Below are 22,325 nucleotides of genomic sequence, written 5' to 3' on the forward strand. Positions count from 1 at the left end.
TGATGCTGTTCTGATTTCCGTTACAGGAGTGAGGAGATAACTATGAGTACAGACAAACCGGCTGGCCCGTTCTACAAGCTCTCCGTCGATGAAACCCTGACCAGCACCAACAGTTCCTCCGAAGGTATTAGCAGCGCAGAAGCGGCCTCGCGACTCCAGCAGTACGGTGAGAATGCGCTACCCCAAAAGCCGGGCAAACCCGCCTGGCTCCGCTTCCTCGCCCATTTCAACGATGTCCTGATCTACGTCCTGCTGGCAGCCGCGCTGCTGACTGCGGTCATGGGGCACTGGGTTGATACCCTGGTGATCCTCGGCGTCGCGGTGATCAATGCCCTGATTGGCCATATCCAGGAAAGTAATGCGGAAAAATCGCTGCAGAGCATTCGTAATATGCTTTCCAGCGAAGCGGTGGTGATCCGTCAGGGGAACCATGAAACGGTGGCGACCACCGCGCTGGTGCCGGGTGATATTGTGGTGATCCGGGCAGGGGACCGAATCCCTGCCGACCTGCGGGTTATTGAAGCCCACAATCTGCGTGTGGAAGAGGCGATTCTCACCGGTGAGTCGACGGTCGTGGAAAAAAACACCGAGGCGCTGAGCGGCGAGCTTCCCCTCGGCGATCGCACGAACCTGTTGTTTTCGGGGACCACGGTCAGTTCCGGCGGCGGGAAAGGTCTGGTGGTGGCGACCGGCGGGGATACCGAACTGGGCCATATCAACCAGATGATGGCGGATATTGAAAAGCACCGTACGCCGCTGCTGGTACAGATGGATAAGCTCGGCAAAGCCATCTTTATTATCATCCTGGTGATGATGGCCGCGCTGTTCGTCTTCAGCCTGCTGTTTCGCGATATGCCGGTTTCAGAGCTGATGCTCTCGCTGATTAGCCTTGCGGTGGCGTCGGTGCCGGAAGGTTTGCCGGCGATCATCTCGATCATTCTCTCTTTGGGCGTGCAGACCATGGCGCGGCAGAAGGCGATTATCCGCAAGCTGCCGACCGTTGAGACCCTCGGGGCGATGACGGTGATCTGCTCGGATAAAACCGGAACGCTGACCATGAACGAGATGACGGTAAAAGCCGTCATTACGGCGGATACCGTCTATCGGGTAGAAGGCGATAGCTATGAACCGATCGGGAATATTCACCCGGTAGATGGCGCTGGGCCGGTTGTGGTGGCCCCCGGTACGCTGCTTGAGCGCTATTTGAGGACCATTGATTTATGTAATGACAGCCAGCTTATCAAGGATGAAAGCGGGTTATGGAAAATTACCGGCGGTCCAACGGAAGGGGCGCTGAAAGTGCTGGCGGCGAAAGTCGCGCTGCCGACTGTGGCCACCGAATTGCGCAGCAAAATCCCTTTCGATTCGCAATATAAATATATGTCGACGCTCTATCGGATCGGTAATGAAGAGATGATCTTAATCACCGGCGCCCCGGATGTGCTGTTCCGGCTTTGTCAGCAGCAGCAGACGGAGGATGGCCTGCAGCCGCTGAATCAGCCCTACTGGGAAGCGAAAATCGAAGAGTACGCGCGGGAAGGGTTGCGAATGGTCGCGGCGGCGTGGAAACCGGCGGCCAGCGGGCAAAGCGAGCTGACCCATCAGGATCTGCAGCAGGGGGTTATCCTCCTCGGCATTGCCGGGATGATGGACCCGCCGCGTCCGGAAGCGATTACGGCGATTGGCGACTGCCTGCAGGCGGGCATTCGGGTGAAAATGATCACTGGCGATCACCCGCAAACCGCGATGAGTATCGGCAAAATGCTTGGCATTGGCAATGCCGGCAATGCCATCACCGGGCGTGAGCTGGAGGTGATGGACGACCAGCAGCTCAGCGAAGCGGCGCAGAAATTTGACATTTTCGCCCGTACCAGCCCGGAAGATAAATTCCGTCTGGTGCAGGCGTTGCAGAGTAAAAAAGAGGTGGTGGGGATGACCGGCGACGGGGTGAACGATGCTCCGGCGCTGAAGCAGGCTGATGTCGGGATCGCCATGGGCATCAAGGGAACCGAGGTGACCAAAGAGGCGGCCGATATGGTGCTGACGGATGATAACTTCGCCACCATCGCCAGCGCGGTCAGAGAAGGGCGGCGGGTGTACGATAACCTGAAGAAAACCATCCTTTTCATTATGCCGACCAACCTGGCGCAGGGGTTATTAATCATTATTGCGCTGCTGGCGGGGAACTTAATTCCTTTGACCCCGGTGCTGATCTTATGGATGAACATGGCGACCTCCGCCACGCTGTCGTTCGGCCTGGCGTTTGAGGCTGGCGAGAAGAACATTATGGCGCGACCGCCGCGCGATCCTAAACTGCATGTTATGGATGGTTTCGCTATCTGGCGGGTGATTTTTGTGGGTTCGATGATAGCCGTGAGCGCCTTTGTTCTGGAAGCCTGGCTCCAGCCACGCGGCTATTCGCCGGAGTTTATTCGTACCGTCCTGCTGCAAACGCTGGTGACCGCCCAGTGGTTTTATATGCTCAACTGCCGCGTCGCCGACGGCTTTTCTCTGAGTAAAGGATTACTGGCAAACAGAGGCATCTGGATCGTCAGCGCCGTCCTGCTGGCGCTGCAGCTGCTGATCATCTACGCGCCGTTTATGCAAATGCTGTTTGGTACCACCGCGCTGCCGTTCCGCTATTGGGTGATCACTTTTGTCATCGGATTTGTGATGTTCCTGATTGTCGAGGTCGAAAAACCGTTAACCCGGAAATGGCGCACCGCCTGATACATGAGGCTGTCGCATCGGACAAGGGCAGGCCCGCTTATGTTCAGCAGGCGTATTGTGTTAACCGTGGGGGAAATGGCGCTTCAGGCCGCATGAGCCGGCGTGGGATTAGCCATTCTTTTTGAGCAGGTCTGTCGGGCCTCTGTTGCCGGTGGGCGGCGGGTAAAAATTCCGCTGGAATTTGAACCCGCCCCTTTGCCGCTTTCAGTACTCTCTGCCGATCGCCCATTTTTGCCAGCCTAAAGCAGGGGGGGCACAGGACGCTGGCATTTAATTAATCCCGGCATTTTTTGCCCAGACATTCATCTCCCGCTGGCTAATATTCCCCCCGCATACGATGAGCCCAATGACCGCATCTTTGGGAAGTTTGGGGATAACCGCATGGGCCGCAGGAATGAGCGTCCCGCTGGCGGGTTCCACCCATTGTCTGGCTTGCTCAGCAAAAGTGATCATCCCTGAGACGGCGTCGTTATCTGACACGATGACTATCTCTTCAAGGTAGCGCTGAGCGTGTTTCAGCATCAACGGATCAATCACCGGGACACCCAGCGTTGACACGGCGGAGGTGATATCGACATTTACAGGCTTGCCCGCTTTTAATGCCTGATACATTGAACTGGCGCCCACCGTTTCCACTCCCCAGATGCGGATGTGCGGGTTGTGGGATTTAAGCACCGTCCCCACGCCAGCCAGCATGGCACCGCCACCGACCGCAACAAACACGTCGGTTAAAGAAGGGCAATCCGCAATCAGTTCGAGCGCCAGAGTGCCATATCCTTCCGCGACACGGGTGTCGCGACAGTCATCAATGAGATGATATCCCTGTTGTGAAAGGTTTCTGGCCCGTTCAAAAGCGGCATCGACATTTTCTTCAATCATGACCGTGGCGCCGGAATGACGTATTTTTTCAACGGATGAGGCCGGAGCATTTTCCGGCATGATGACGGTGACGTCGATATTGAGCGCTTTGGCAGCCTCTGCCACTGCGATACCAAAGTTACCGCCACTGACGGCAGCGAAGCGGTAATCTTTCCGCTCGCCGCTAAAAGCGGAAAGCAGGTTCAGCACTCCCCTGGCTTTAAATGAACCCCCGGTCTGCAAATTCTCCAGTTTAAGAAAAACCGCTCTTCCCAGCATATCCGATAATCCCGGAGACAAAACCGTGGGGGTTCGTACGACTGTATCTCTAACCCTTTCGGCTGCGGCGACAATGGAAGACACAGTCATGTAAGTCGTCATCGGTCTATCTCCTGTGAAAGCTCTCGGGTAAAAGAGGTGAGGAAACAGGGGGCGTTTCCCTGCGTCATCGCGGCCCTCAGGGCCGCCGATGCGCGTTTGTTGAGATGATTCTGGGGTCTGTATGCGTCGGTGCCATTCACCGAAGCGAGAGTAGCAAGAGGCGGATCACTCCGCCTCGTCTTCCGCCACGCGTACCCCGACCTTCAGCACGTGGTCTTCCTCTTTCTCCGCCACCGTCCACAGCATTCCGGCGAACTCCACCTGGTCACCGACAACCGGCGCGGCACCGAGCAGGTCCTGAATCACGTCCCCCAGCGACTGCTGGCGTTCGCGAAACTCCTCTCCGCCGTCAAGGCCGTAAATTTGCGCCACATCGGCGAATTTTGCGCTGGCGTCGAGAATAAAGTCGCCGAAGAAGCGCTGGTCGAGCGCCACCGGCGGCGACTGGCTGAACATTTTACCCAGCGCCGGCAGGTCGTGCTCGCGGCCGATCACGCAGAGAATATCGCCTTCGAGCAGGCGGGTGCTGCCGGTCGGGTGCAGCAGAACATTGTCGCGGAACAGGGCGGCAATGCGGGTTTCCGGCGGCATGTGCAGATCGCGCAGCGCCGCGCCGACGCACCATTTATCGGCGCTCAGCTGGTAAACAAACTGCTCCCAGGGGTTTTCTGGGTGAATATCCAGCCCGACGCGGGAGATGGGCCAGCCCACCGGCGGAACCACCACTTTGGCTTTTTTCGCCGCCCAGGAGAGGGACGTTCCCTGCAGCAGCAGCGAGACCAGCACCACGAAGAAGGCGACGTTAAAGAACAAGCGGGCGTTGTCAAGGCCCGCCATCATCGGGAAGACGGCGAGAATAATCGGCACCGCGCCGCGCAGGCCAACCCAGCTGATAAACACCCGCTCGCGCAGGTTAAAACCGCGAAATGGCAGCAGGCCGGCAAAGACCGACAGCGGGCGGGCGACGAAAATCATCCACATTGACAGCAGTAGCGCCGGGATGGCGATAGGCCACAGATCCGACGGCGTGAGCAGCAGACCGAGCACAAGGAACATGGCGATTTGCGCCAGCCACGCCAGCCCGTCAAAGTTCTGCAGGATCCCGTGGCGGTTGCGAATCGGCCGGTTGCCGAGCAGGAAGCCGCACAGATACACCGCCAGAATACCGCTGCCGTCCAGCGACGTGGTGACGGCAAAAATCATAATCCCGCCGCTCAGCGCCAGCAGCGGATAGAGTCCCGCAGGGAGCACGATGCGGTTAATCATCTGCAACAGCAGATAACCGCCGCCGAGACCAATCGCAATACCGAGGCCGAACTGCTGCACGATATGCACGGCAAACATCCAGCTCAGGCCGGTTTCATGCTGCTGAATCATCTCGATAAGGGTAATGGTCAGGAATACCGCCATCGGATCATTGCTACCGGATTCAATCTCCAGCGTGGAGCCCACGCGTTCGTTCAGCCCTTTACCGCCGAGCAACGAGAAGACCGCCGCGGCGTCGGTGGAGCCGACAATCGCGCCGATCAGCATCCCCTCGATAAGATCGAGATGGAACAGCCACGCGGCCATCATCCCGGTCAGACAGGAGGTGATCAGCACGCCAACGGTCGCCAGTGAGAGGGCGGGCCAGAGCGCGACGCGAAACGAGCTCGCCTGGGTGCGCATGCCGCCATCAAGCAGGATCACCGCCAGCGCCAGGTTACTCACCATGTAGGCGAAAGGGTAGTTGTCAAAAGGGATGCCGCCGATACCATCGACGCCGGCCAGCATACCGATGGCAAGGAAAATAACCAGAATCGGGATGCCAAGGCGTGAGGAAAAGGAACTCAATAAAATGCTACAGGTTACTAATACAGAACCCAGAATAAACAGACTAATGACCGCACCGGCGTCCAAAGTTGACGTACTCCTTACTGGCGTGAAGGTTTTATGAAAGTGACATCATTTTAACAATCTGCAGAGTATCCGAAAATGTGTAACGGAAGTTTTTATTCTGTCAGTACCGGATGCCCGCTGAGCGTTAAGGTGGTGGTGGCCGCGTTGTTCACCAGCAGCGCATTCGCGCCGAGGGGCAGAGTCACGGTCTGCTGCTCGTGGCCGAAGTCCAACCCGCTGATGAGCGGAACAGCGAGCTGTGCGCGAAGATAATCACGGACCTGCGGTAAATCATAGCCCGCGTCGTAATCGTTAGGTCGGGCGCCGGTAAAGCTGCCGAGGACGATGGCGCGCTGATTTGCGAGGATACCACTATTGAGCAGCTGCAGCAGCATCCGTTCGACGCGGAACGGATGCTCGTTAATATCTTCCAGCACCAGAATGCCGTTGGCGATTTGCGGCAGCCACGGCGTGCCAATCAGCGAGGTTATCATCGCCAGATTGCCGCCCCACAGAGTTCCCTGGGTCCGGCAATCCGGGCCTTCGCCCTGCCACTCGAGGGTAAATTCCGGGTTGCGCAGCGCCTGCCAGAAGTGGTGTTCGGTAAACGGGTCCATGGTTTCGGCGCCAAAGTTACCGGCCAGCATCGGACCACTGAAGGTGATTATGCTACCCTTTGCCAGCAGGCCCATCTGAATCGCTGTAAAATCGCTGTGTCCGCAAATGATTAGCGGGTTCTGCCGCTGGCGCGCAGCGAGGGCCTGCCAGTCGATGTGCGGCAGCAGGCGGCTGGCGCCGTAGCCGCCGCGTACCGCCATCACGATGCGATTAGCGCCGTCGAGGGTCGCCAGTTGGTTAATGTCGTTCAGGCGCTCATGCTCAGTTCCGGCAAACCGCTGCTGGCGGCGAGGGATGACCTCCTGGTGCAGGACCTGATGCCCGGCTTCCTGCAGACGTTGAACGCCGCGGTATGCTGCCTCCTGGTTGAGGCAGTAACCTGAGGGGGCGACCAGATAAAACTGAGACATGACAATTCCTTGCTAAGAATGAAAGGGTTATCATGCCGCCTGGAGCGATTATTGTCATCTCCAGGCGGCAAACTTCAGCCAATAAGGATAGATGTGTGAAATTGAGATGGTGTGTTTTTATCGTTGTATTGTTGGCCGGTTGTAGCTCAAAACAGGATTACCGTAACCCGCCGTGGAACGCTGAAGTTCCGGTTAAGCGGGCGATGCAGTGGATGCCGATCAGTGAAAAAGCCGGCGCGGCGTGGGGCGTTGACCCGCAGCTGGTGACGGCGATTATCGCCATTGAATCCGGTGGCAACCCGACGGTTATCAGCAAATCCGGAGCAGTAGGCCTGATGCAGCTGAAGCCTTCCACTTCCGGGCGCGATGTCTACCGGCGCATGGGCTGGCGCGGCGAGCCGTCGGTCAGCGAGCTGAAAAACCCCGAACGTAATATCTCGATGGGCGCAGCCTATCTGAGTATCCTTGAGAATGGCCCGCTTGCCGGGATTAAAGATCCGCAGGTGATGCGCTATGCGGTGGTGGTCTCCTACGCCAATGGCGCCGGGGCGCTCCTGCGTACCTTCTCCTCGAATCGTCAGGATGCGATTGACGAGATTAACGATTTGGATGCCGATGAGTTCTTTGAGCACGTGGTGAAAAAACATCCGGCTCCGCAGGCTCCGCGCTATATCTGGAAGCTGCAGCAGGCGCTGGACGCCATGTAGCCGCCTGCGCTCGCGCTGCGCTTCACGGGGCGACACGTCGGGTGTCATCCGTAGAGCACAGCGCGAGCGGAATGTTTTTCAGACAATCCTTAGAAGTCGTAGCCGACGGTGGCGGTCACGCTGCGTTCGGCTCCCCAGTAGCAGTTGCCGGTCCCGTAGCAGCCGGAGAGATACTCCCGGTCGCTGAGGTTATTGGCGTTAACCTGCACAAAAGCCCCTTTCAACGACGGCGACCAGACGCCGAGATCGGCGCGCACCATCGCATCCAGTAAGGTCACCGACGGCAGGCGCTCGGTATTAGCGTCATCCGCCCACTGTTTCCCAATATAGCGTACGCCAGCCCCGGCGCTGATCCCCGCCGGGAACTGATAGCGCGCCCAGAAAGAGGCCATCTGATCCGGCGTCAGCTGCGGCGTATTGTCGCTCGTCCCATCTTTGGTGTCCTGGAAGCGCAGGCGGTTCCAGGTGTAGGAGGCGAGGGTGCTCAGCTCAGGCGTAATCTGGTTGCGCATCTCCAGCTCCACGCCCTGAGAGTGAACTTTTCCTGCTGGAATAAAGGTCGCGGTGGCGATGTTTGGATCGCGCGTCGCCACATCTTTTTGCGTTAAATCGTAGACCGCGATGCTGTACATATCGGCGGAGCCCGGCGGCTGGAACTTCAGCCCCGCTTCCAGCTGTTCTGCCGTGGTGGGTTTCAGCAGGGTACCGTCGGCGCCCGGCAGCATCGCAGGGGTAATCGCCTGGCTATAGCTCAGATACGGCGAGAGGCCGTTTTCCAGGGCATACAGCAGCGATGCCCGGCCGCTGATATGGTCATCGGAGCGGCGGCTGGAGGTGCCGAAGGTATCGCTGACCTGCTGCGAAACAATACGGTCGTAACGCCCGGACACATCCAGATGCCAGCGCGCCCAGACCATTTCGTCCTGCAGATAGATCCCGGTCTGGTAATAGCGGCGGTTGTTGTTATCGCTGTAGGTCACGGTATGTCCGGTCTGCGCGCTATAGCCGCTGAACGGATCGAGAGGCGACGCGCTGCCGGCGCCGGTCCACAGATCGTTGCGGAAACGGTGATATTCTCCACCGAGAATCAGCGTATGGGCCAGTTCGCCGGTGGTGAAATCGGCGCGCAGGCGGTTATCGGTTGACCAGGCATCCAGCGAACCGCGCGAGCCGCTGTAGCCGCGCGCCAGACTATCGCTGTCATCAATCCAGCCGACCTGATACACCTGATCCAGCGATACGTTGGTGTGGGTATAGCTTCCGGCGGAGTAGGCCGACCAGACGTCATTGAACTGGTGAGTGAACTCGTAGCTGTAGATCTGCTCGCGGCGCTGATACCCGTCTGACGGATCGCCTTCGTTGGTGCTGGTGGAGAGCTTACGCCCGTTGTGGGCATAGCGGGTGCCTTCCAGCGGCAGCGAACCGTGATAGCCGCCTGACGGATCTTTTTGCAGGTAGGCGCGCAGCAGCAGCGAGGTGTCAGTATCCGGTTGCCAGAGCAGGGAAGGCGAAATAGCGTAGCGTTCTTCGCGGGTGTTATCGTACTGAGTATCGCTGGTGCGCGTCATGCCGATAATCCGGTAAGCCCATTGATCGTTGAGGGCATCGGTATAATCGAAGGCGGCCCCTTTGGTATTCTGCGTCCCGCCGCTGAGGCGGAAATGGCCTTCCGAGGTAAACTGCGGACGTTTGGAGGTCAGATTCACCACCCCGCCCGGCACGCTCTGACCGTACAGCGCCGAAGAGGGGCCGCGGATGACGTCAACCCGTTCAACAAACCACGGATCGATTTGCAGGACGTTGTGGCTACCGCCGTCGCTCATCAGGCGCATGCCGTCGAGAAACAGGTTATCAACATCACCGCCGTGGTAGCCGCGTAGCGATACCGTATCAAAGCGGGTTGCGCCGCCGCCGAAGCTGGAGTAAACCCCCGGAGTGTATTCCAGCGCCTGGCTGATGGTATTGGCTCCCTGATCATCCATCTGTTGACGGGTGATGACGGAGACCGATTGCGCGGTGGTAATCAACGGCTGATCGGTTTTGGTCGCGCCGGCCGAGGTTTTGGCGCTATAGCCCTGCGTTGGCGAGATGGCAGAGTCGATGGGTTGCGCGGTGACGATAACCGTCTCTTCCGCCAGGCTGGCAAACGGGAAGACGGTGGCCAGCGCGTACAGCAGCGCCGGGCGTTTGAAGATGACGCGAGCGGTCATGACATAATCCTGAGTTGACGTAGCCTGGTACTCCTGTACGCCACCACGCATAAAAAACGAAAGTGTCATCTTTCGTAAAAAAGTAATGCGAATTATTATCGTTTGCTTTCTCGCGATCAAGCGCGTTTTTGTCGCGCTCGCTGGCAAAGACCGCGATAAATATCAGGATGTTGCTGCGTAAGGGGCGCGTCATGCGCCCGAAGGGGGAGAGAGGGAAACCCGCTACCTACTAATTCAGGTGGGGGATAACGCGTTCAGCGACGGCAATTCCAGCCGATCAGCGCCCAGTCCCGGGCCTCAACCTGAATTGTCTCCGGGTTTTGCTGCGGATACCAGCGGGCGAGACGTTCCCGCTCGGCCGGGCTGAGTGCGCCGAACGCCGCCACGACGTTGCGCTCAAACAGCGGATAGCTGCTGTTATCCTGAGTGTCGCCATAAATAAAGTCGACGCTGGCATTAATCCCCATTTGATACAACACGTTCACGGCATACATATAGTTCGGCAGCGCCGCGCCGTCTCGTCCCAGCACGCGCAGGATCGTCGGCGAGGCAAACCCCGGGTTAACCAGATGGGTGGTGTAGACCCGCAGCCGCGCCTGACGATCGAGCTTCGTCATCGCATCGCGCAAATCGGCCACCAGGGTGGAACGGGAGGCGATGGCGATATCGCAGCGCGGTAGCCCCTCCCAGCTCTCTTCCCACGCCCGCTGGCGCCAGACCGCGTGGCGAACGCCTTGCGCCGTAGCCCGACGGGCGGCGACCTCCAGCATCCCCTGACTGTAATCGACGCCGCAGATCTCTTTGAGCTGGCTGGCCAGCGCCAGCGAGACGGTACCCGGCCCACAGCCCATATCAAACAGGCTGCTGGCGCCGTGCAAATCGATTTTTGCCAGCAGCTGCTGCAGATAGCTGTCGATGACCGGGGCGTCGACGATGGCGATGTTTTCCGCCCGGGCATCCCAGTGGGCGGGCGGTTTCTCTTTCCGTCCTGCCAGAGCGAGCTGTTGTTGGTAGAGGCGGGCAAAATCGATATCGTCAATCAACATAAGAGTCTTCCATCAAGGCGGGTGACCTGAAAACAGCAGACTAACGCGATTGCGAGCCGCGCGGGAGAAAAAAACGCGGCGGTGAGCCCGCCGCGTACGAGGTTTACGGCGCCGGTTTTTTATCCGGTTCGGCGAGCGCATCGTTGGCGGCCGGCTGGGTGCTGACGGCCGCAGCGGATTTTTCCACATTCCCGACCGGGCGCGAAGCCGGCAGTGAATCGCACGGTTTCTCTTTCGGGCAGACCAGATCCAGCATTTTCAGCGTCACGCCGTTGGTCCAGCCGAAACCATCCTGCAGCGGATATTCACCGCCGCCACCGCCGGTGCCCGTCGAGCTGACATCATACTTTTCGACCAGCTTTTGTTGACTGTCGTAGGTATGCTGGACATTGCTGAGGAAGCGCCAGCTCACCTCCATCGCAATTTTCTGCTGGTCGTAGTTTTGTAGCCCCTGGGCGGCAACCCACTGCAGCGGCGCCCAGCCGTTCGGTGCATCCCACTGCTGACCGCTGTTCACGGTGGTCGTGGTTAAGCCACCGGGTTTCAGCAGCTGCGATTCTGCCGCCGCAGCGACCTTCGCCGCTCGTTCGCGGGAAGCGGCGTTTACGTACAGCGGGAACAGGGCCGCGGCGGTGAGCTGATTACGGACCTTATGGGTCTTGAGGTCATAATCGGCGTACCAGCCCGCTTTATCGTTCCACAGATATTTCTCCAGCGCCTTCTGGCGGTCGTTGGCCAGGGCATCGTACTGCGCCGCTTTGGCGCTGTCGCCGGCGGCCTTGCTGGCACGCGAGAGGGTCTTCTCCATGTGGAACATCAGCGCGTTGAGATCGACCGGCACGATGCTGGTGGTGCGGATGGTCCCCAGTTTTTTCGGGTCATCCATCCAGCGCGAGCTGAAATCCCAGCCCGAGGCGGCGGCAGAACGCAGGTCGCGATAGATCTCGGTCGCCGGGCGATTCGGGTTGTTTTTCGCGGTGGTGACATCATCGAGCCACGATTCCGGACGCGGGGTATCGTTATCATCCCAGTAGCGGTTCAGCAGCGCGCCATCCTCCATTCGCACCACCCGCTGGTTGGCTTTTCCCGGCTCCAGCGCATCGGCGCCTTTCATCCAGTACTGGTACTCTTTTTCCATCTGCGGCAGCCAGGTTTTCAGCACCCTATCGCCATCATGGGTCGCGAGGAGCTCCACCATAAACGAGAAAAACGGCGGCTGTGAGCGGCTCAGATAGTAGCTACGATTACCATTGGGAATGTGGCCCCAGGCATCGATCTCCGCCGCGAAGTTGGTCACCATATCCTCAACTTTATCCCAGTGCCCGCTCTCGGCCAGGCCCAACATGGTGAAGTAGCTATCCCAGTAATACACTTCCCGGAAGCGGCCGCCGGGAACCACGTAGGGTTTGGGCAGCGGCAGCAAAGAGTCCCACTTTTCGACCTCAACGGTGCTGCGGGTCAGCACTGGCCACAGGCCGTCGATATGCTGACGCAGCGTCTGGCCCTTCGGCGGAACGTACCGATCATTGTCTTTCGGCAGGGTGAAATTCAGCTCGACGAAATGACGCAGGTCGAAGCTGGTCTGGTTTTTTTGCATGCGATAGTCGGCCAGGATCATCAGCGGATCGCTATTGGGGATCGCATCGGCAAAGGTTTTCTGGTCGGGGAAGAGTCGGGCATTTTGCACATCATTAAACAGCGGGCCGAGCATCACATCCGGGGATGGCGGCACGGGTTTGGTTTCCACGGCCTGGGCGGCCAGCGTCGATAAAGCGAAGATCGCGCCCCCGAGCGCCAGAGATAAAGCGTAAGGCAACGTTGCGGGACGACGTGAAACCGATCTCGTCATGGGGAATTCTCCTTATCATTTCAGACGGTCTTGCCACTGCATTTGACCATCAGAAAACCTTAGACGAATATCTGCTATCCGGGGTGTTGCAGGTAACATTTTGCGTGAAAACAGACAATTTACCTGCCTGTCCTGGCAGACAAACAATAAGCAGAGCCGTGGAAATCGCCATGTCATCGCGGTGTGCTGTTATCGGTCGATCAAAGTCTGAGGAGAACTGCGGGTGAATCGACGTCATTTTCTGCTGTTAAGCGCGGCATCGCTGTGGGCGGCGGCACGTGCCGGGGCCAGCGATCGCCGGGATGAGGTGCTCAGCTTATGGCCTGCCGAACCGCCGGGGGGCGGCGGGCCATCCGGGGCACCGCGGCTCTCTGCGCGCGGCGCGCTCACTCATATTGTCCGGCCGCAGTTGGCGGTGTGGCGCCCGGCGCAACCCCGTGGTCATGGCGTACTGATTGCCGCCGGGGGCGGCTACCGGCGCATCGAAATGGCGAAAGAGGCCTGGCCTGCCGCGCGCTGGCTGACGGCACGCGGCTATACCGCCTACGTCCTGAGCTACCGGCTTCCCGGCGAAGGGTGGGGCGCCGGCGCGCTGGCGCCGTTGCAGGACGCCCAGCGGGCGCTGCGGTTGATTCGCGCGCGGGAAGAACAGGTCAGCCTGCTGGGGTTTTCCGCCGGCGGGCATTTGCTGGGTATGGCGGCCTGCCGGGCCGATTTTGCCGCTTATTCGCCGCAGGATGCTCTCGATGACCATCCGGCTCGTGCCGATAAAGCCGCGCTGATTTATCCGATTATTTCGCTGATGTCGCCCTATAGCCATACCGCGACGCACCGGATGCTGGCGGGCGCCCATGCCTCGGAAGCGGTTGACCGCGCCTGGTCGGTGCAGACCTACGTCAATTCACAGACACCGCCCTGTTTTCTGGCCCAGGCGGAGGATGATTCGGTGTCCGATCCGCATAACACCCTGATCATGGCCGCCGCCTGCCGACAGCATCAGGTGCCGGTCAGCCTCTATCGCTATGCCCGCGGTGGACACGGTTTTGCCATGGGGCGTCCCGGTACGCCGACCGTCGAATGGCCGGAGCATTACGCGCGCTGGCTGAACGGGCGCTAACCCTGATGGCGCAGGCGCGCGATATTTGCTTCATGATGGTGCAAAACCGGCGTGGCATCGGCTATCGGGGTGATTGTTTTTTGCACAATAAAGCGGCGCATTGCGGGGAATTGCACTGGTCTCACGCCCTCTGCTACCTGGCATAATAAATGCTTATCTCTTTGCGGGGTTACCCCAACGTGAGTATAACCGGAGGAGACGGCCATGATAAAAATAACGCTTCCTGACGGGCATTATTATGATGAGATGCTTACCGCGCAGGGACAGCAGCGTCACCACTATAACGCCTGGTGGCAATGGTTTCACAACACCGATCAATTCTCTATCCGGCAAAAGAAAGAGCAGGCGGAGCTGCTTTTTCACCGCATCGGCATCACGTTTAATGTGTATGGGGAAGATGAAGGTACCGAGCGTTTGATTCCATTCGATAGCGTCCCGCGCATCATTCCCGGCGGAGAGTGGAAAAAGATCGATCGCGGTATTCGTCAGCGGGTCAAAGCGCTGAACGCCTTTTTGTACGATATCTACCACGAGCAAAATATCCTGCGCGCGGGCCTCATTCCGGCGGAGCAGGTACTGGCCAATGAACAATATCAGCCCTGCATGCAGGGCATCAATCTGCCCAATAATACCTATGCCCACATTACCGGCGTCGATATGGTGCGCAACAGCGACGGCCAGTATTACGTGCTGGAGGATAACCTGCGTACCCCTTCAGGGGTCTCGTATATGCTGGAAAACCGCAAAATGATGATGCGTCTCTATCCGGAGATGTTTGAAAATCACCATATTGCGCCGGTCGAGCGCTATCCGGGATACCTGCTGCAAACCCTGCGTGAAAGTTCCCCGGTGGACGATCCCTGCGTGGTGGTGATGACGCCCGGGCGTTTTAACAGCGCCTATTTCGAACACAGCTTCCTCGCCCAGCAGATGGGGGTTGAGCTGGTGGAAAGCGCCGATCTGTTTATTAAATCGGGCGCGGTCTATATGCGCACCACCGAAGGGCCGCGGCGGGTGGATGTGATTTACCGGCGTGTTGATGACGCCTATCTCGACCCGCTGGCATTTCGCGCCGACTCGATGCTCGGCGTGCCCGGCCTGCTGTCGGTGTATCGCGCAGGCGGCGTGGTGCTGGCTAATGCGATTGGTACCGGTGTGGCGGACGATAAGTCGATCTACCCCTTCGTCCCGGAGATGATCCGCTTCTATCTTGGCGAGCAGCCGATACTGAACAATATTCCCACCTGGCAGTGTCGCAAGCCGGAGGATTTGCAGTACGTGCTGGGGAATCTCGAGAGGATGGTGGTCAAAGAAGTTCATGGCGCCGGGGGATACGGCATGCTGGTGGGGCCGCGTTCAACCAAAGAAGAGCGGGAGATGTTTCGCCAGCGTCTGTTGGCCAATCCGGCTAACTATATCGGACAGGAGACTCTGGCGTTGTCCACCTGTCCGACCTTCGTGGAGGGAGGGCTGTCGCCGAGGCATATCGATTTGCGTCCCTTTGTCCTCTCCGGCCAGGAGATTCGTCTGGTGCCGGGCGGTCTGACGCGGGTGGCGCTCACCGAAGGCTCGCTGGTGGTGAACTCATCGCAGGGCGGGGGCACCAAAGATACCTGGGTGATGGAGGATGGTGAATCATGCTGAGTCGGACTGCGAGTGAACTTTTCTGGATGGCGCGCTACCTGGAGCGCGCGGAAAGCTATGCCCGGGTGCTTGATGTGACGTGGAAACTGTCGATGATCCCGCGTCACAGCCAGCAGTCGCGGGATCTGGCTCTGCCGCTGAATTTGTCCTTAACCCATGAACTGTTTCAGGCGCGACATGCGCGCTTCACCATGAGCAATTTGCTTAATTTCTTCGCGCTCGACGGCAACAACCCCTGCAGTATTTACAGCTGCGTGGAGATGGCCTGGAACAACGCGCATGCGGTTCGCGGCAGCCTGTCCGCCGAGGTGTGGGAGTGCATCAACGCTACACGTATTGAACTGCGCCAGCTCCGCCAGCGGGGGATTAGCGAACTGGGCACCGATGGTTTTTTCGACTGGGTGAAGGAGCGGGTGCACCTGTTTCGCGGCGCGGTGCTGGGTACGCTGCTGCGCAATGACGCGCTGAGCTTTATCGGTATCGGCACCTTGATTGAACGGGCCTACGCCACCACGCAACTGCTGCTGATCAAGGATCAGCAGCTGAGCAGCGATCCGGATTCGGTACGCGAATACTACCGGCTGGACACCCTGCTTAACGCGGTCAGCGCCCGGGAAGCCTACAACAGTATCTTTCGCCAGCCGGTCACCCGGGAGACGGTGATGGAGCTGCTGATTTTGCGCAACGACGTACCGCGATCCCTGCGGGCCTGTATCTCCGATCTGATTGGTCAGCTGGAGCATATCGCAAACGACCGTTCACACCTGCCGCTGCGCCTGGCGCATCAGCTGAATGTCGATCTGCGCTTCAGCACCCGCGACGATCTGGCGGGCGCCGATTTACAAAGTTACCTCAACGGACTGCTGGCGCGTATTAATGCTCTGTCCGACAGCATCAGACAAACTTATCTGGAGGCGCTATGAAACTGGTCATCGATCACCTGACCCGCTACGGCTACGATGAAGAAGTGAAGTTTTCGACCCAGTACCTGCGCCTGACGCCGCGCAGCACCGGACGGCAAACCATTACCTCCTGGACCCTGACCTTGCCGGAGGGCGCGGCGGTGACGACCACCGACGCATGGGGAAATGTCCTGCATGTATTAACGCTCGACAATCCCCACAAAGAGATTGCCATCCGCGCCAGCGGGATCGTGGATATTGCCGAGGACAGCGAACAGAGCGATGTGGCGGAAGAGGAGCTGCTCTCTCCGCTGGTCTATTTACGCTGTACGCCGCTGACCCGCGCCGACGACAGGATTCGCGAATTTGCCCAGCGCCTGTATCGCCGCGATGAGCCGGAGGAGAGTCTGAATCAACTGATGGCGGACCTGCTGCTGAGAATGCCATACTCACCGGGAGCCACGCAGGTGCAGGACTCTGCCGCAGACGCCTTTGCCAGGGCAAAAGGCGTCTGCCAGGATCATACCCACGTCTTCCTCGCCTGCTGTCGCGCGCTGGAGATCCCGGCGCGCTACGTCAGCGGCTACGTTTACAGCGATAATGCCCAGCATGTCGCAATGCACGCATGGGCAGAGGTGTGGGTGAACGGACGCTGGCAATCTTTTGATATCACCAATAATACCCGTCACCTCAACCAGCATCTGCGGCTGGCGACCGGGCTGGACTATCTGGATGCCTGTCCGGTGCGCGGCACCCGGCTGGGCGGCGGCGGGGAAATAATGTTAACCAACGCTGAAGTGCGCGAGCATTCGCAACAGGCGCAGCAGCAATAAAGGCAGGAACAAAGAACGATGACCTACTGTGTGGCCATGTGTTTAGCGGATGGACTGGTATTTGCCTCCGACTCCCGCACTAATGCGGGAGTGGATCATATCGCGACCTTTAAAAAACTCCATGTGTTTGCCGAGGACGGCGAACGGGTCCTGGTGCTGCAGTCCGCAGGCAACCTGGCCACCACCCAGAGCGTCATAAGCCTGCTGAGTACGCGGATTGCGACTCAGCAGGAGCCTAATCTGCTGCAGGTGAGCTCGCTGTATGACGCGGCGATGCTGATTGGCAAAACGCTGCAGGAGGTGATTCAGCGCGATAGCAGCAATCAGCAGCACTGCGGCAATACCAACTTCAACTGCAACCTGCTGCTGGGCGGGCAGATTGCCGGAGAAACGCATCGCCTTTTCCATATCTATCCGGAAGGCAATTTTATTGAAGCCTCGCGCGATACCCCGTACTTCCAGATTGGCGAGAGCAAATACGGCAAACCGATCATCGATCGGGTGTTAAGCCGGGAGACACCGCTGGAACAGGCGATGTGCTGCGCGCTTATCTCGATTGATTCCACGCTGCGCAGCAATCTCTCCGTTGGCCTGCCGCTGGATACGCTGCTGTACCGCAGCGGGAGCCTGAGCAGCGCCGGCCAGCATCGCATCACCGAAAGCGATCCGTACTTCAACACCATCCGCAAGGCGTGGTCGGAAGGATTGCAAAACACGTTCCAGACCTTGCCGCCCTATGCGCCGGGCGGCGATCGCTAAGGCGCGGTCTGCGGTGAGAAATAGCGTCCCGGCGTCATGCCGGTCATGGTGCGGAAAAAGTAGATAAAGGCGCTGTCGCTGGCGAAATCCAGCGCCTGCGCGGTATCGGTAATGCGCTCCCCAGTGGCCAGCAGCTCCACCGCCTTCATCAGGCGCCACTGCTGCCGCCACTGCTGATAAGTCATCCCGGTATCGCGACGGAAAATCCGGCTGATGGTCTTTTCGCTGGCTCCGCAGCGGACCGCCAGCTGCTGCAGCGGCGGCGGCAGGGCGTCGCCGGCGAGCAGCGCCAGACGCTTATCCTGAGGCAGGGCGAGCATCATCGGCTCCTGCGCCGCGCTGCACATTTCCGCCTCGCAAAGCGCGGCGAGGTGCCAGCCGATACCGTTCTGCCAGTCACTATCCCACGGGCTGGCGGCGATTCGCTCCAGCAGTTCGCGCAGCAGCGGGCCGACGTTGAGGATCGCCGGATGGCGCGGGAGGGCAGGATAGTGGGTCGGATGAAACCAGACCGAGCGATAGTCGACGATGCTTTTCATCTCCGCACGGTGGTCCATGCCGGCCGGTATCCAGGCCGCCCGGGTGGGCGGCAGCAGGCACAGCAGCGCGCCGTTGTTGAGGGTCAGTCGTATGCAGCCCTGACGGGTAAAAAGCAGCTGTCCCATCCGGTGCAGGTGGCTGCCGGAATCATGCTGACCCAGCGCCGAGCACACGCCAATCACTCTGTTATGCAGATCCTCCGGATTAAATAGCGCATTCGCCTCGAGCCAGGCCATGATGTCTGATTTCCGATATAAAAAGTCATTATGTTTATAATGTACGATTCACCGCCCGCCTACAATAGCGCCTCTTAATTGTATCGGAGGTGATGATGTTCGGGCGTTCGGCCATGGTGCTGGTTACCGCATTATTGATGTTTCCGCAGATCGTGGAGACGATTTACAGTCCGGCGCTGACCGATATCAGCCGCTATTTTTCCGTCAGCGCGGTAGAGGCGACGCAGACCCTGTCGGTTTACTTTATCGGCTTCGCCATCGGTGTGCTGTACTGGGGACGATTCAGCGACCGCTATGGCCGGCGTCCGGCGCTGTTGGCGGGCCTCGCGGCCTATGCCCTGGGCTGCGTGCTGGCGCTGGCGGCGCGTGATTTCACGTTACTGCTGGTCGCCCGGATGCTGTCGGCGTTCGGTGCGGCAACGGGATCGGTGGTGAGCCAGACTATCCTTCGCGACCGTTTTAACGGCCGCCAGCTTGCCGCTCTTTTTTCAGTGATGGGCCTCGTGCTGGCGGTCAGCCCGGCGGCAGGCGTCTACCTCGGCGGAGCAATCGTTGCCGGCTGGGGAATGCACGGTGTGTTGACGGCCCTCGCGCTGCTGGCCGCGGTATTGCTGCTACTGTGCTGCTGGCTACTGCCGGAGACTCGCCCGTCGCAGCATGTTCACACCGCGTTTTTACCGCTCTTACGCCGGATGGCGACGGATAAGCCGCTGGCGCTGGCGGTCCTGCTGGTGGCGGCCTTCAACGTCAGTCTGTTCAGCTATTACAGCCTGGCGCCGTTCATCTTCGCGCAGCTGCGTCAGGGGAGCGTGATTTTTGGCTACAGCGGCATCGCGTTGGCCGTCGGATCGTTGGCCGGGGCGCTGTTCAATCGCTGGCTGCTGCGCAAAGCCGTCGCGGAAGCGGGAATATTGCTGCTCGCCTGTCTGATACAGCTGATGAGCAGCGTAGCGGTGTTTTGCCTGCCGGATACGCTGCTGTTCCTGCTGCCGATGATCGGCATCACCTTTGCCTACGCCATGGCGATCCCGCTGCTGCTCGGCACGGCGCTGGGCGCATACGGCCACTGTCGGGGAACCGCCGGGGCTATCTTCGGCCTGGCCTATTATGTGCTGATTGGCCTGGGACTGGCGGCAGTGGGATGGGGGCAATCGCTGGGAGGGGCGCTGATCGTGTGCGCCAGCGTCAGCTGCATCGCCGGGCTATGCTACGGCCGCTGTTTGCGCACCGCGCGGGCGGAGGCGACCTGACCCGCCCGCGAGGCTCAGCGCGTGGAAGCCAGCCGTTCGCCGCTGGCGGCGTCGAAAAGATGGATTTTCTCGCGCCGTACCGCCAGCGATAAGGGCTGACGGATAGTCGCTTCGAGACGCCCGGCGACCTGGACATGGATGGGGAAGCCCTGCCAGTCGAGATGCAGCAGCGTGGACTCGCCGGTGACCTCGACAATATTGACGACCCCCGGCAGTCCTTCGGCGGCAGGCTGAATATCCTGCGGACGCAGACCGACAATCACCGGCGCCTGACCCTGCTGTGCCGCCGCCGGATACCAGCGTTCAGGCAGGGCCAGCCACAGTTCGCCGCACTGCACGCCGGGCTGGCCATCGCGCTGCTGAATCTGCCCCTCCAGCAGATTCATCGGCGGGGAGCCGATAAAGCGCGCCACGAAGGTGTTGCAGGGGCGATCGTAAATCTCCAGCGGCGCCCCCTGCTGCACGATCACGCCATCGCGCATCACCACGATCTGGTCGGCAAGCGTCATGGCTTCAACCTGATCGTGGGTGACGTAAATCATGGTGGTGTTGAAGCGCTGGTGCAGGGATTTGATCTCGGCCCGCAGCTCCATGCGCAGCTGGGCATCGAGGTTGGAGAGCGGCTCATCGAACAGAAAAACCTGCGGATTACGCACCATCGCCCGGCCCATAGCCACGCGCTGACGCTGGCCGCCGGAGAGCGCTCGCGGATAGCGGCCGAGCAGTTTATCGATACCCAGCATACTGGCGATGTGCTGAACCTTGTTTTTCTGTGTCGCCTTGTCGACTTTTTTGACCTGCATATGAAAGGCGAGGTTTTCCGCCACCGTCAGATGGGGGTAGAGCGCGTAGCTCTGAAAAACCATGGCGACATCGCGGTCCGCGGGATCGAGATCGTTGATCGGGCGGTTGTTCATCAATATCGTTCCAGCGGACAGGCTTTCCAGCCCGGCCAGCAGGCGCAGCAGCGTTGACTTTCCGCAGCCGGATGGCCCTACCAGCACCGTAAAGCTGCCGTCCGGAATGGTCAAGTCCAGCGGATGCAGCACCGTCTGTTTACCGTACTGTTTGGCGACGTTTAGCAGTTCAACGCTGGCCATAGTCGACCTCCTCGATATGGTGTTGCAAGGTTCGCCAGTCGGGATAGCGACGTGGGGATGAACCGATCGCGTAAGCGGCCACGGCGTTGCCCCAACGTAACGCCTGTGAGGCCGACTGGCCGTTTAACAAACCGGCAAGAAACCCGGCATTAAAACTGTCTCCGGCGCCGATGGTGTCGATGACCTCGACCGGTTTCACCGGCGCGTGATGCCCCTGTTCCGCCGTCCACCACCAGGCGCCATCGGCGCCGCATTTGACAATGCAGCCGCCCCGGCCGCTGAGACGCGCCGCGAGGGTGCGGGCCGCCGTCGGCAGAGGGGCCTGGTTCGCCAGGCCAAGCGTTTCGACTTCATTAAGCAGCAGCCAGTCGCAATCGCCGAGCCAGCGGTGGGTCGCCTCACGCAGCGCGCTGTCCCAGTTGTGCGGCGGCCAGCCGGTATCAACCGCCACCTGAAAACCGCGGTCGCGCAGGGTCGTCAGCAGCCGTGGATAGTCCGGCAACAGCGCGGTGCATAAGAAGGTGCCGCAGAGCAGCAGAATATCGCCGGGCGTCGCCCTGGCCGGGAGCTGAGTCAGGATGTCGTCGGCGGACAGGCGAGTGATATGTCCATAGTTGCTGAGAAACGAACGCTCTTTGTCGGGATGCGTCACCGCCACCGTCAGCGAGGTCTCGCAGGGATACTGCGGCCAGCGTTCGGCGCTGCCGGGGAACTGTGCCGCCAGCCAGGCGGTAAAGGCGTCGTCGCCCTGGCAGCCGACGGTGCAGTGGGGGAGCTGCATGGCTGCGGCCGCCAGCGCGCAGTTACCCGCTGAACCGCCGGGGCGCAGCGCGCTGTGTTCCAGCATCACCTCGGTGCCGGGAGTCGGCCACTGTGCGAGGGTTCCCATAATTAAATCAATATTGTAATTACCTGCGATATAGAGCACAGGCGCGGTGAGCGTTTGCATAGTTATCCTTTACTTCCACCGTGAGTGAGACCGCTGACCAACGTTTTTTGCAGCCAGATGGCGATAAACAGCGGCGGGACCGAGGCGAGGATGCCGACCGCTGCCACCAGTCCATCGTCGGTGGCGCGCCCGGCGGTGAATCCGGCAATGGTGACCGGCAGCGTCTGGGCGGCAATGTTGCTGGTAAACAGTAGCGCATAGAAAAACTCGTCCCAGGCCAGCAGCCAGCCGAACAGCGCCGACGCCCCCAGCATGGGTTTTGCCAGTGGAAGGGTGATGCGCAGTAGCACCTGCCAGACCCGCAGACC

Annotated in this window: 16 protein-coding genes and 3 pseudogenes; 9 read left to right on the top strand and 10 right to left on the bottom strand. The window is 59.7% G+C overall.

The window, feature by feature from the left end; all coding sequences use genetic code 11:
• Positions 1-42: 42 nt before the first annotated feature.
• Positions 43-2,730, top strand: coding sequence for a cation-transporting P-type ATPase (locus GRPL_RS11710; protein ID WP_032695260.1), 2,688 nt, complete (start codon positions 43-45; stop codon positions 2,728-2,730).
• A 270-nt stretch (positions 2,731-3,000) separates the two neighbouring features.
• Here GRPL_RS11710 and GRPL_RS11705 read toward each other — a convergent pair whose 3' ends face one another.
• Positions 3,001-3,969: a threonine ammonia-lyase gene (locus GRPL_RS11705; RefSeq protein ID WP_032699402.1), complete on the bottom strand. Its 969-nt coding sequence runs from the start codon at positions 3,967-3,969 to the stop codon at positions 3,001-3,003.
• Positions 3,970-4,098: 129 nt separating this feature from the next.
• On the opposite strand from GRPL_RS11705, the pseudogene GRPL_RS28570 reads away from it, so the two are divergent.
• Positions 4,099-4,200 (top strand): annotated as a pseudogene (locus GRPL_RS28570) (hypothetical protein); the annotation flags it as partial.
• Here GRPL_RS28570 and GRPL_RS11700 read toward each other — a convergent pair.
• Positions 4,153-5,868: pseudogene (locus GRPL_RS11700) on the bottom strand (potassium/proton antiporter); the annotation flags it as partial. The pseudogenes GRPL_RS28570 and GRPL_RS11700 overlap by 48 nt on opposite strands.
• 92 nt (positions 5,869-5,960) lie before the next feature.
• Positions 5,961-6,875 (bottom strand): muramoyltetrapeptide carboxypeptidase, encoded by a 915-nt coding sequence (ldcA, locus tag GRPL_RS11695; RefSeq protein ID WP_032699404.1) that lies wholly within the window; start codon positions 6,873-6,875, stop codon positions 5,961-5,963.
• Between the two features lie 95 nt (positions 6,876-6,970).
• On the opposite strand from ldcA, the gene emtA reads away from it, so the two are divergent.
• The gene (emtA, locus tag GRPL_RS11690; protein ID WP_032687024.1) at positions 6,971-7,582 is read left to right on the top strand and encodes a membrane-bound lytic murein transglycosylase EmtA; all 612 of its coding nucleotides are present in this window, start codon (positions 6,971-6,973) and stop codon (positions 7,580-7,582) included.
• Between the two features lie 89 nt (positions 7,583-7,671).
• On the opposite strand, the gene GRPL_RS11685 is transcribed toward emtA, so the two are convergent.
• The 3 genes from GRPL_RS11685 to GRPL_RS11675 all read right to left on the bottom strand — a co-directional run bounded on the left by GRPL_RS11685 (position 7,672) and on the right by GRPL_RS11675 (position 12,687).
• Positions 7,672-9,792 (bottom strand): TonB-dependent siderophore receptor, encoded by a 2,121-nt coding sequence (locus GRPL_RS11685; protein ID WP_032695257.1) that lies wholly within the window; start codon positions 9,790-9,792, stop codon positions 7,672-7,674.
• Positions 9,793-10,046: 254 nt separating this feature from the next.
• Positions 10,047-10,838 (bottom strand): methyltransferase domain-containing protein, encoded by a 792-nt coding sequence (locus GRPL_RS11680; protein WP_032699406.1) that lies wholly within the window; start codon positions 10,836-10,838, stop codon positions 10,047-10,049.
• 103 nt (positions 10,839-10,941) lie between these two features.
• Positions 10,942-12,687, bottom strand: coding sequence for an alpha,alpha-trehalase (locus tag GRPL_RS11675; RefSeq protein WP_032699408.1), 1,746 nt, complete (start codon positions 12,685-12,687; stop codon positions 10,942-10,944).
• Positions 12,688-12,910: 223 nt separating this feature from the next.
• Here GRPL_RS11675 and GRPL_RS11670 point away from each other — a divergent pair, with 223 nt between their 5' ends.
• From GRPL_RS11670 to GRPL_RS11650, 5 genes are all read left to right on the top strand, one after another.
• Positions 12,911-13,804 (top strand): alpha/beta hydrolase, encoded by an 894-nt coding sequence (locus GRPL_RS11670; protein WP_032695254.1) that lies wholly within the window; start codon positions 12,911-12,913, stop codon positions 13,802-13,804.
• Between the two features lie 204 nt (positions 13,805-14,008).
• A complete protein-coding gene (locus tag GRPL_RS11665; RefSeq protein WP_004863765.1) occupies positions 14,009-15,448 on the top strand; it encodes a circularly permuted type 2 ATP-grasp protein in 1,440 nt (479 codons plus the stop codon).
• Complete coding sequence (locus tag GRPL_RS11660) at positions 15,442-16,371, top strand: alpha-E domain-containing protein (RefSeq protein ID WP_032687030.1); 930 nt, start codon at positions 15,442-15,444, stop codon at positions 16,369-16,371. The genes GRPL_RS11665 and GRPL_RS11660 overlap by 7 nt, the downstream gene beginning before the upstream one ends.
• A complete protein-coding gene (locus GRPL_RS11655; protein ID WP_032687031.1) occupies positions 16,368-17,183 on the top strand; it encodes a transglutaminase family protein in 816 nt (271 codons plus the stop codon). Before GRPL_RS11660 ends, GRPL_RS11655 begins: the two co-directional genes overlap by 4 nt.
• Positions 17,184-17,201: 18 nt before the next feature.
• Positions 17,202-17,942 carry a proteasome-type protease gene (locus tag GRPL_RS11650; RefSeq protein WP_032687032.1) on the top strand — a complete coding sequence of 247 codons (741 nt, stop codon included), beginning with the start codon at positions 17,202-17,204 and terminating at the stop codon, positions 17,940-17,942.
• Here the strand turns inward: GRPL_RS11650 and GRPL_RS11645 are convergent.
• A complete protein-coding gene (locus tag GRPL_RS11645; protein WP_032695253.1) occupies positions 17,939-18,718 on the bottom strand; it encodes an AraC family transcriptional regulator in 780 nt (259 codons plus the stop codon). The genes GRPL_RS11650 and GRPL_RS11645 overlap by 4 nt on opposite strands.
• 95 nt (positions 18,719-18,813) lie before the next feature.
• Here GRPL_RS11645 and GRPL_RS11640 point away from each other — a divergent pair, with 95 nt between their 5' ends.
• On the top strand, positions 18,814-19,968 hold the full coding sequence (locus tag GRPL_RS11640; protein ID WP_032687344.1) for an MFS transporter: 1,155 nt from the start codon (positions 18,814-18,816) through the stop codon (positions 19,966-19,968).
• 14 nt (positions 19,969-19,982) lie between these two features.
• On the opposite strand, the gene GRPL_RS11635 is transcribed toward GRPL_RS11640, so the two are convergent.
• From GRPL_RS11635 to GRPL_RS11625, 3 genes and pseudogenes are all read right to left on the bottom strand, one after another.
• The gene (locus GRPL_RS11635) at positions 19,983-21,068 is read right to left on the bottom strand and encodes an ABC transporter ATP-binding protein (RefSeq protein ID WP_032699410.1); all 1,086 of its coding nucleotides are present in this window, start codon (positions 21,066-21,068) and stop codon (positions 19,983-19,985) included.
• Positions 21,055-22,017 carry a carbohydrate kinase family protein gene (locus GRPL_RS11630; protein ID WP_032699412.1) on the bottom strand — a complete coding sequence of 321 codons (963 nt, stop codon included), beginning with the start codon at positions 22,015-22,017 and terminating at the stop codon, positions 21,055-21,057. The genes GRPL_RS11635 and GRPL_RS11630 overlap by 14 nt, the downstream gene beginning before the upstream one ends.
• Before the next feature lie 2 nt (positions 22,018-22,019).
• Positions 22,020-22,325 (bottom strand): annotated as a pseudogene (locus GRPL_RS11625) (carbohydrate ABC transporter permease); the annotation flags it as partial.

Source organism: Klebsiella planticola ATCC 33531, assembly GCF_000735435.1.
Classification (GTDB): Bacteria; Pseudomonadota; Gammaproteobacteria; order Enterobacterales; family Enterobacteriaceae; genus Klebsiella; species Klebsiella planticola.